The sequence below is a fragment of the Nostoc sp. S13 genome (assembly GCF_029379315.1).
GTDB lineage: Bacteria > Cyanobacteriota > Cyanobacteriia > Cyanobacteriales > Nostocaceae > Nostoc.
Window position 1 is genome coordinate 1 of record NZ_JAQYWQ010000179.1, and the last position, 9706, is coordinate 9706.

Consider the following 9706-nt stretch of genomic DNA (forward strand, 5'->3'; position numbering starts at 1 on the left):
AAACCTCTCCGTATTCTCTCTTAGTCTTGTTCAGAAATCAAATAGGAGTCCTATATATATAGCAATGAGATAAGATTCAGTCATAAGACCAAAGAGGAAGTTTTATGGCTTATAGTGATTTCAAACTTATTGAAGTTCTTGATTCTTTTGGGTTAGTTATCCACGAGTCATCTGGACTATTTGCAAATGTACAGGACCAAGAATGTAGTGATTTATTATCTACTATCCTGAAGGAAAATGTTGATTTAGCAGTAGCGATAAGTTCAGAGAAAGCTCGGAGTGAAATGATAATCAGTCCAATTTTGTTAGAAATTAGACGCAAATTTAATTATGAAATAAGCTTTTTTTCTGGAGTTGATTTTACTGTTGATAGCCAACGAGGATTAAATGGCTTTTGTGATTTTATTTTGAGTCTTTCTTCCGAGCAGCTGCTTGTACGTAGTCCGGTGATTGTCCTAGTAGAAAGTAAAAATGAGAATTTACGGTCTGGTTTAGCGCAATGTATTGCCGAAATGGTAGCTGCTCAGTTATTTAACGAGAGAGGTGAAAATCAAATCAAAGCTATATATGGTGCTGTTACTATCGGTACGATATGGCAATTTCTCAAGCTTCAAGAAAATATAGTTTCGATTGATTTGAGTGAATATTATATCAAGGATATTAAGAAAATTTTAGGTATTTTGTATAGTGCGATCGCGCAAAGTAAGCCGTAAATTATTTATTAAATAGAAGAACTTTTTAAATAAATGCTGGCTTTGAGAAGAGACCATAAATGATTTTTAAAGTTGATTGATAAGTGCGATGTCTAACGACAAGCCACTACGCATCTATGCTTTTACGAATCTTCATGAATAACTATATTGACATCTAGCAACAGGTATGGCAATGTATATTTAACGACAGCAAAATAACCGCACTCTAAAGCGCAGGTTTTTGGTCTTGTCTCAGCAGCAGAATTCCTAGTTTCCTGCCGAGCTTCGTGTCATCCCTTCGGCTGAGTATTCAGTCCAATGTCAAGTCAACTGATTGACTAGACTTTCAACGGGAAGACAAGATGTTTGGATGAATGTTCAGGGGAAAGGATGACGCGAAACTTGGTAGGAACCCAGGAGTTCTACGGCTGAGACTTGAACCAAACAAAAGCGACGGTAGAAAGCTTTATTGCAGGATAGTACTTTTTGAGTATAAATTCCTCGTATAAAGTCCTGCTACTGCTAGATGTGTAATTTGTTGAAGCTGTCCAGTTCACCAAAGAATACTGGATACATTACAATGACACACGTTAATCAATTTCCCAAAAAACAAACAAGCCAGCAGAAAAATTTTAACGGTATTTTTGCCGATATTCAGAACGTCTCTTCAATTAAAGGAAAGGGTCATCTTTTGCTGGAATTTGCTCAATCTAAGGGGCGTATAGGCTGCAAAAATGTCTACTATAATTCAGACTACATAGACCAAGTTTCTATCAAAAATGAGCTAGAAAATCTTGGTATGAAGGGTGTTAATGTTTCTGATCATTCAGAGAATCGTGCAGATTATAGATTGATAAGTGACTGTATTAATTGGGTTGCCTTTAATGCTTCTGTTAATATAATTATCCTCGTGTTAGGAGATTGGGACTATGCTGGTTTAATTTGTATTTTAAAGGCTTTAGGTAAAAAAGTCATTGTCTTTGCTCAACGAGGTAGTGAGAATCCAAAGTTGATTAAACTAGTTGGTAATGAAAACTTCTACTTTGTAGATGAATTACCTCAGTTAGTTGGTAATAGCAATAAGACTCAACCTCAAAATACGGGTATTGTGTCTGAGATTAATTACAATGAGGTTATAGAATATTTAATTGAAGCTATCAACACTGCTTTAAGCCAAGGTAAGCCTACCGTATTTGGTCGCATCGATCAATTGATGCGTCAACGTTGTGCTAACTATCAAGGATGCTCATCTATTTCTACGGCTAATGGCAAGAAATTTAATAGTTTTAGCCAGTTTATTGATGTTGCTGTAAAAGATGGCAAAATCCGAAAGCAAAATCAGGAATTGTTTTTAGTTGAGTTAGACAAACTAGCTGCTTAAAAGAGCTTTTAAAAACCCAGTTGAGTAAAGGCTGGGTTTTACCAACACCGCTATTTGCGGTTTTTTCATGTCTGAAGACAATAGCACTCGTAAAGTTTCCCAACAGTCAATTTACGCAACAATCCACGAGATAAAATGCACAAAATTCTAATATTTCATAATGAAAAACTTCTGCGACAAGCACTTACTCACCGTTCTTATGTCCATGAAAACCCCGGAGAAGGCGAACACAATGAACGCTTAGAATTCCTCGGTGATGCTTTGCTGAATTTCTTAAGTGGCGAGTATCTATATAGTTGTCACCCAGAAATGGGAGAAGATGAATTAACGCGGCGGCGTTCGGCGCTGGTAGATGAAAAGCAATTGGCAAAGTTCGCCGAGGAGGTAGGTTTAGACTTTAGAATGCGGTTAGGAAAAGGCGCAATTCGAGATGGAGGCTACCAAAACCCTAATTTGCTCAGTAGCACCTTTGAAGCAGTCCTTGGTGCTTACTATTTGGATAATGATTCCAACATTGAAGCAGTTCGCGCAATTATAGAACCGTTGTTTGATTCTGTAGATCCTAAGCATATAGTTGTGTCTCGTTCTAATGTGGACTCAAAAAATCGCTTTCAAGAATGGGTACAACGCAACGTTACTCCAACTCCCCCCAAGTATTTCACAGAACAAATAGGAGGCCCTTCTCACGCGCCAGAGTTCGTAGCCAAAGTACTTGTGGTTGAAAAAATGTACGGCGAAGGTAAGGGACGCAATAAGAAAGATGCTGAGAAAGCTGCTGCTGAAGATGCGCTAGCTAAGTTGAAAAAACAAGGTTTGTTGTAGAGATGATTTTTTATCTCACGCCTTACCGCAGAAACCAAATCAGAACTAGTCTAAGAAAAGTTATTTCAATGAATGTACTTTGATATGCCTTTTCTCAAATCTTCATTTCTAAGGGCAAAATTACAGTGAAAGTAGAACCAACGCCCACCTCAGAGACTAGGTTAATTTGACCTTGCAATAGTTTCACCAAGCGGGAGACGATCGCTAACCCCAATCCTGTACTATCAGGAAGATAAGGACGATCGCTAGAACTTACGCGAAAGTAGGGTTCAAATATCTGGGCTTGGTTTTCGGGTGCAATGCCAATTCCAGTGTCAGAAACTGCGATCGCCCATCTCTGATTTTCCAACACCTGACACATTATAATAATAGTCCCCGACTGTGTATAACGAATTGCATTACTAATAAGATTTGTGACAATATGTTGGAATTGAAAATAATCTGTGATTAATTGTTTGGGAGCGTGATCGCAATCTACTACGATTTTTAAATTTTTCCCAGCAGCTAAAGGTTCCAACATTTCACATACATTATTAATTAATTCATGCACATCGGTAGGCACTAGTTTGAGTTTTATCTGCCCTGCATCATACCGCGAAAGTTCTAATACATTGTTAATCAGGCGCAGTAATTGTCTACCATTGCGTAGCACTCGCTCAATGTGTTCTAAATTGGCAGAAGTGTCTTTCACCTCAGTCTTTCGTCGTTCTTGGCGTAAAAACAAATCCGAGTAACCAATAATAGAAGTTAGAGGATGTTTCAATTCATGGGCTAGTTGGGAAATATACTCTTGATTAGTATCTATTAAGCGTGTGAGTTCTTCATTATGGAGCGTTAGTGATGACTGTAACTCCTGTAATTGTCGTAACCTCTCCTCAACATAACTCTTGAAACACCGAGCGATTGCTTCATCTACAATTGCGTCTATCAAACGCATGGAACGAATTATTTCTGACGGGGTTCCACGCAATAAATCTGTTTGTAGAGCATCAAATATTATTGTTCGCAGCAGATAATATTCTCTGGCGATTTCTGCTGGATCAAAGCCTTGTTCAGCTCGAATAGCTCCATGCTGGAAACTGGCAATAACTATCGACTGAATATTATTATCCTGGGATTTTGAAAGCACTGTCACCATAGCTTTCAACACATCAGGGATATGATTTTTGATCGCTGTGTAAGATAGGTCATCAGCACTTTCAATTAGTCTATCCTTGCGAACTGCTACAATCCATTTATCAAGGATGCTGTCCCTTTTTTCAGCCAGTAGTTGACTAAAATCCATTATGTTAAATTCAGCTAGGAGATAGATGAGTAAACTTCCATATGCAATTAGTTTAGCGAGTGTAGTGGTTTTATACCAGAATTAGCGATTTATTTAACCTACCAAAAGAAATAGATTTTATATGTTCGTTTGTTTGCTGGATTAATACCCGTATATGAGATTTAGGAAGTATAATATAATTTATCTTAATAAATGTTAATCAATAAGATAACAAACTTGATGATTGATTTAACTATTATTGTTTAGCTGTGTGTGCAATAAGTTCACTCACAATACAACTAAAATTATAAATTTTGTTAATTACCGAAAAGCAAGGAGACAGACTTGATTTTGGTATTGAAATAAACAATATTTATCAGAATACAGTTGGCTTTTACTGAGCATTGATGTTATATTGTCGATAATTAGTATCCATTAGAGTAAGTCAGCCTAATCCATCACATCACAGTACGTGACGTAGGAGCGGAGGAACCAAATTGTGGGGCGTATCTCAGAGAAAGTGAAAATTTGAGAGTGAGGAGTTAGAAGTTATTAATACTCAACTCATAACTCATAACTTTCTTCAGAAGGGCATCTCTCAGCCCTAGCCCGTCAGCTAACTTCGTAGGCATTGAGAGGAGACTGAAGAGACGGCATTTTTATAATGTTCCGATCTCATCGGTGTCCAAGGCTGGTACTGCTCAAATGTTTTGTACCTGCACTTAAATCTGTTGAGGTCGTAAATGATATTTCAACTAAATTTAGCTGCGATCGCAGCGATCGCAGGACAAGCCGTTTGGAAAAAGGCAAAACCTGTCATCCTTAGAGATGTCTTCATTCTACCTATATTGGGTTTCTTGGGAATAATTCTGCTGTGGTGGATTGTTGCACTTGCCAACCATGAATTGATGCCTACCCCACCAGAAGCGCTAATCGCTAATCTAGACTACATCTTAAATCCCTTCTATCAACGAGGCCCCGGCAACTTGGGAATTGGTTGGTTGTTGATAGCAAGTCTGCGCCGGGTATTACTAGGCTTTTTATTAGGTGCAGTAGTAGCTATTCCTCTGGGGTTTCTAATTGGCATGTCCAGATCAGCAATGTTAGCGCTCAATCCGATCATTCAAATTTTTAAACCCGTATCGCCCCTAGCTTGGTTGCCCATCGCTTTAGCAATTTTCAATTTAGCAGATCCTTCAGCCATTTTTGTAATCTTTATTACTTCTTTATGGCCAACAATTATTAATACCGCTTTAGGAGTTTGTAGCGTTCCCCAAGATTATTTAGATGTAGCACGAGTGCTGGAAATGCACCGTTGGCGACGAATTACAAAAATCATCTGGCCTGCAAGTTTGCCGTATATTTTTACAGGTTTACGAATTAGTTTAGGGATAGCTTGGCTAGTAATCGTCGCCGTAGAAATGCTGACAGGCGGTATTGGTATCGGCTTTTTTGTCTGGGATGAATGGAGTCGCTTAAACCTGAGTTCAGTGTTTTTAGCTGTGTTGATAATTGGCTTAACTGGGTTAATCCTAGATTACGCCGTGGGCAAAATCCAAGAATTAATAACTCGGCGTCCGAGAGCTTCTAACTAATTAAACTTTTTCGCATCAAAACACCAAGTACAGAATTTGATAAGTTCATAACGAAGCGAATTAAAATTGGCAAAACTCAGCGCGACGGCAGTCGCTACAACGGGGGTTCCCCCCGCAACGCGCTGCCTCCCCTCTGCGTTTAAAAAAGCTACGAATTTCGGAAATGCTGTACTAAGACGCTCATTAACTCAGCGCCTGTAGCGTGAATAATTAATCAGCAATGGAGCTACAAAAATGAGTGATTATAATTGGACTCGACGAGACTTTATCAAAGGAATAGGAGCAACCACAACGGGAATAGCGCTATCCTCCTGCGCGATTTCAGGAGATAGATCAGCCAAAGGATTGACTGAAGAAGCCTTAGCTATACAACCAGTAATTAGATCCCAAGACCTAGAAAAATCTGATCTCACTATTGGTTACGTTCCCGTTAATGATTGTGCGCCATTTGCGATCGCCTGGAAAAAAGGCTTCTTCCGCAAATATGGTTTGAACGTCACACTCAACCGCGAAGCCAGTTGGGCCACCTCCCGCGACGGTTTAATTTTTGGTCGCCTAGATGCTTCACCCGTAGTATCCGGTGCCGTCACCAACGCCAGAATTGGTGCCGAAGGCGCACGCCACGCCCCCTTGTGTGCAGCGATGACCATCCACCGCCACGGTAACGCCATGACCATGAACAAAGCCATGTGGGATTTTGGGCTGCGTCCGTGGTACGAGTATCAAGAAAAATATGGTGATGGTGCTTTGGAAGCCTTTGGGCGCGATTTTCGAGGCTACTTTGACCAGCAGCCGCCAGAACGCAAAGTTTGGGCAGTTGTTCTAAGTTCTGCTATTTACGAATACTTTGTCCGCTATATATCCGCCGCCGCAGGTGTTGATCCGCTTAAAGAATTTCGCATCATCATCGTTCCGCCGCCTCAAATGGTAACAAACGTGCGGATTGGTGCAATGCAAGCTTACATGGTTGCAGAACCCTGGAACACACGAGCAATAACAGGTAATGAAAACATCGGCTTTACCTTTGCACAAGGTAAAGAAGTCTGGTTGGGACACCCAGATCGACTGTTGGGGGTGATGCAATCTTTCATCGACAAATATCCTAAAACTTATCGTTCACTAGTCAAGGCGATGATTGAAGCTTGCCAGTATTGCAGCAAAGTAGAAAACCGCCAAGAAGTAGCCGAATTGATCACAGACCGTTCCTTTACAGGTGCTAGACCTAAAAAGAAAAATGCTCCAATCGCGAAGTTTACAAGTCCGGGAATTCTCGGCAATTACAACTATGGCGGCTTTGACGGCAAAGACCGTACCATCAAAGCCGCTGACACCACGATTTTCTTCGATATTCCTGACAACCTTCCCAAACAGCCAGGAGAACACTCCACATTTTTATGGAGATCGAGAAGTATCTGGTTGATGACGCAAGCAGCCCGGTGGGGACAAATTAAGGAATTCCCCAAAAATGCCGAGAAACTAGCAGAACTTGGTTGGAGAACAGATTTATATCGGGAGATAGCATCTGAAATGGGCATCAAGTGTCCCAAGGATGATTACAAGGTCGAACCACCAGAAGTATTTATAGATAAGAAAGGCTTCGACCCCAGCGATCCTGTGGGTTATCTAAATAGTTTTGCCATCAGGGCTAACGCTCCCACGAACTTTTTCATGTCTTAAATCCCAAGTTCAAATATTGACTGATGACTAAATTATTTCCGGAGCATTTGATGATGGAATATACCTCATTACCTATTAATACACAGACCGAAGTTCTGCCCCGCCCTGGATTTTTAGAAATTGAAAATTTAGTCAAGTCTTATCCGACACCTGATAAAGATAACTTTGTCGTTTTAGATGGAGTTAATCTTACGATTGGTGAAGATGAATATATTTCTGTAATTGGTCACTCAGGTTGTGGGAAATCAACTCTGCTAAAGATAGTAGCTGGTTTAGAAAAAGCCACTTCCGGCTCAGTTCGGCTAGATGGACAAGAAATTCGTCAGCCAGGACCCGAAAGGATGGTGGTATTTCAGAACTATTCGCTGTTACCTTGGTTAACAGTGCGAGAAAATATCCGTTTAGCCGTGGATGAAGTGTTAAAAAATGCTAAGAGATCCGAGAAAATCAGCATTGTAAATCAACACTTGGCAATGGTAAACTTGACGGCGGCAGCAGACAAATATCCTGATGAAATTTCTGGAGGTATGAAACAACGAGTAGGTATTGCCAGAGCTTTAGCAATTCAGCCCAAAATGTTGCTGATGGATGAACCTTTTGGGGCACTAGATGCACTAACTCGTGGCAAATTGGAGCGGCAAGTATTAGATATTTGGGAAAATCATCGGCAAGCAGTGATGATGATTACCCATGATGTAGATGAAGCAATTTATATGTCCGATCGCATCGTGTTGATGACCAATGGGCCAGCTGCTAGTATAGGGGAGATATTAGAAGTTCCTTTTGAGCGTCCACGCGATCGCGCTGCCATACGAAACTCAAAAGAATATTTTGAACTCCGCAACCACGCCCTAAATTTCCTTGATCGATATTTTGCTGAAGACGAGTAGATTAGATTATCATTTTTTTTAGTGGGTAGCCTAATTCAAATTCATGAAAGCTGAATTTGGAGCGGAGGAACCATATTGTGGGGCGTATCTCATAGAAAGTGAGGAGTTAAGAGTCAGGAGTTAGGAATTATTAATCTTTAACTCAGCACTCAGCACGGGCTAAACCCTAGCTATCCGCTAACAGCACTCAGCACTCCTAAGAGAGAGACACCTTCCAGTCTTAGCCCGTCAACTAACTCCGTAGGCAATGGAAGGAACCCCCAAAACTTTGGCTGTAATACAGTTATTATTGGGGTTTCCTTGACTTATTTCAGATTTGAGATTTTGCTTATCGTCACTCAATCTAAAATCCAAAATCGTTCGACGATTCCTCAGCCTTGTCGTTCGCGTAGCGTCCCGTAGGGAAGGACTGAGCATAGCCGAAGTCTAAAATCTAAAATTTGTCCCCCTGCTTCTCATTGCTAATTCATTTCATTAGGAGAAGTAAAGCTGTGCAAATTAAGCCAATGTTAGCACGTCTGCAAAGTGCCACAGGCCGAGATGACTTAATTGAACAAATGGTACTGCTGCCAGAACCAAAAGAACCTTTTTATAAAAAACCTGAAAGCTCAAAAGCAGTTAATTTAATTGTTGCCTATGACGCATCTCCTAACAGTCATACGGCACTAGATATTGCCTTTTGGATTGCCCATCAAACGCGTCTAGCCACTAATGCAGAAGTCACAGTTCAAGCCGTTTATGTGGTAGAAGACAATCAAAGCAGTCAGTATCCAAACATCTTGAGCTTTCCAGAACAACAGCCTTCATTGGAATGTCAAATCAGTCAAGTATCAAAGTCTGTCACACTGGTATTAACTCAACCCAAATTGCACACAGTGGTAACTCCCCTGCAACAAGCAGATATAATTCTCTGGCAAGCCCGAAGTTTAGCTGAAGAATGGCAGGGTTCCTTCAAATCTCATTTGCGGTTTGGCGGCATTTCCACAGAACTTAACAAAGTTGTTGAGTCAGAAGCTGCCGATATTTTGTTTCTAGGTTGTAACTCTATCAATCATCCGATGATTGAGGCACTAGGTTCTAATTTCCCCTGCGCCGTTTTGGGCATTCCTAGTTGTATTGAGCAATAATCGCTGTTCAGAATTTTAGTAATTTTTATCAAATTATAATCATACATAAGTCACCTATAACTAGCTGGCTTTTTTTGCTACTAAATAAATAAACTTTGGGAGCTAGGGTGTGGAAAACTGGCGAGCATTTGTAGTCGCCAATGCTGTACACCTTTCTTACGCGATCGCGGCTATCTTCATGAAGACTCTTCAAGATAACCAGACAGGGTAAGAGCATCTCAATCAGGCTTGACACAAGGAATCAGAAGAATCTAAAGT

The 9706-nt window shown here is 40.5% G+C and carries 8 protein-coding genes and 2 riboswitches; of the genes, 7 read left to right on the forward strand and 1 reads right to left on the reverse strand.

Annotated elements, in window-relative coordinates:
• The first annotated feature begins 104 nt into the window (after positions 1-104).
• The 3 genes from PUQ00_RS30850 (at position 105) to rnc (ending at position 2895) form a co-directional block, all read left to right on the forward strand.
• A complete protein-coding gene (locus PUQ00_RS30850) occupies positions 105-713 on the forward strand; it encodes a hypothetical protein (RefSeq protein WP_300423627.1) in 609 nt (202 codons plus the stop codon).
• Positions 714-1272: 559 nt separating this feature from the next.
• Positions 1273-2073: an NYN domain-containing protein gene (locus tag PUQ00_RS30855; protein ID WP_300423628.1), complete on the forward strand. Its 801-nt coding sequence runs from the start codon at positions 1273-1275 to the stop codon at positions 2071-2073.
• Positions 2074-2208: 135 nt separating this feature from the next.
• Complete coding sequence (gene rnc / locus PUQ00_RS30860; protein ID WP_300423630.1) at positions 2209-2895, forward strand: ribonuclease III; 687 nt, start codon at positions 2209-2211, stop codon at positions 2893-2895.
• A gap of 94 nt (positions 2896-2989) precedes the next feature.
• Here rnc and PUQ00_RS30865 read toward each other — a convergent pair whose 3' ends face one another.
• Entirely contained in the window at positions 2990-4180 is a 1191-nt protein-coding gene (locus PUQ00_RS30865) for a HAMP domain-containing sensor histidine kinase (RefSeq protein ID WP_300423632.1), read from the reverse strand.
• Positions 4181-4596: 416 nt separating this feature from the next.
• Positions 4597-4805: riboswitch (cyclic di-AMP (ydaO/yuaA leader) on the forward strand.
• A 97-nt stretch (positions 4806-4902) separates the two neighbouring features.
• On the opposite strand from PUQ00_RS30865, the gene ntrB reads away from it, so the two are divergent.
• The 4 genes from ntrB to PUQ00_RS30885 all read left to right on the forward strand — a co-directional run bounded on the left by ntrB (position 4903) and on the right by PUQ00_RS30885 (position 9448).
• Positions 4903-5754 carry a nitrate ABC transporter permease gene (gene ntrB, locus PUQ00_RS30870; protein WP_300423633.1) on the forward strand — a complete coding sequence of 284 codons (852 nt, stop codon included), beginning with the start codon at positions 4903-4905 and terminating at the stop codon, positions 5752-5754.
• Positions 5755-5988: 234 nt separating this feature from the next.
• Entirely contained in the window at positions 5989-7431 is a 1443-nt protein-coding gene (locus PUQ00_RS30875; RefSeq protein ID WP_300423634.1) for an ABC transporter substrate-binding protein, read from the forward strand.
• A 53-nt stretch (positions 7432-7484) separates the two neighbouring features.
• Positions 7485-8321 carry a nitrate ABC transporter ATP-binding protein gene (locus tag PUQ00_RS30880; RefSeq protein ID WP_300423636.1) on the forward strand — a complete coding sequence of 279 codons (837 nt, stop codon included), beginning with the start codon at positions 7485-7487 and terminating at the stop codon, positions 8319-8321.
• 38 nt (positions 8322-8359) lie between these two features.
• Positions 8360-8580: riboswitch (cyclic di-AMP (ydaO/yuaA leader) on the forward strand.
• A 247-nt stretch (positions 8581-8827) separates the two neighbouring features.
• Entirely contained in the window at positions 8828-9448 is a 621-nt protein-coding gene (locus tag PUQ00_RS30885; protein ID WP_300423637.1) for a universal stress protein, read from the forward strand.
• Positions 9449-9706: the final 258 nt, after the last annotated feature.

What these genes read in the sequence shown, in the direction of transcription:
- PUQ00_RS30850 (WP_300423627.1), top strand. Translation starts at nt 105, where the DNA reads ATGGCTTATAGTGATTTCAAACTTATTGAAGTTCTTGATTCTTTTGGG.
- PUQ00_RS30855 (WP_300423628.1), top strand. Translation starts at nt 1,273, where the DNA reads ATGACACACGTTAATCAATTTCCCAAAAAACAAACAAGCCAGCAGAAA.
- rnc (WP_300423630.1), top strand. Translation starts at nt 2,209, where the DNA reads ATGCACAAAATTCTAATATTTCATAATGAAAAACTTCTGCGACAAGCA.
- PUQ00_RS30865 (WP_300423632.1), bottom strand. Translation starts at nt 4,180, where the DNA reads ATGGATTTTAGTCAACTACTGGCTGAAAAAAGGGACAGCATCCTTGAT.
- ntrB (WP_300423633.1), top strand. Translation starts at nt 4,903, where the DNA reads ATGATATTTCAACTAAATTTAGCTGCGATCGCAGCGATCGCAGGACAA.
- PUQ00_RS30875 (WP_300423634.1), top strand. Translation starts at nt 5,989, where the DNA reads ATGAGTGATTATAATTGGACTCGACGAGACTTTATCAAAGGAATAGGA.
- PUQ00_RS30880 (WP_300423636.1), top strand. Translation starts at nt 7,485, where the DNA reads ATGGAATATACCTCATTACCTATTAATACACAGACCGAAGTTCTGCCC.
- PUQ00_RS30885 (WP_300423637.1), top strand. Translation starts at nt 8,828, where the DNA reads ATGTTAGCACGTCTGCAAAGTGCCACAGGCCGAGATGACTTAATTGAA.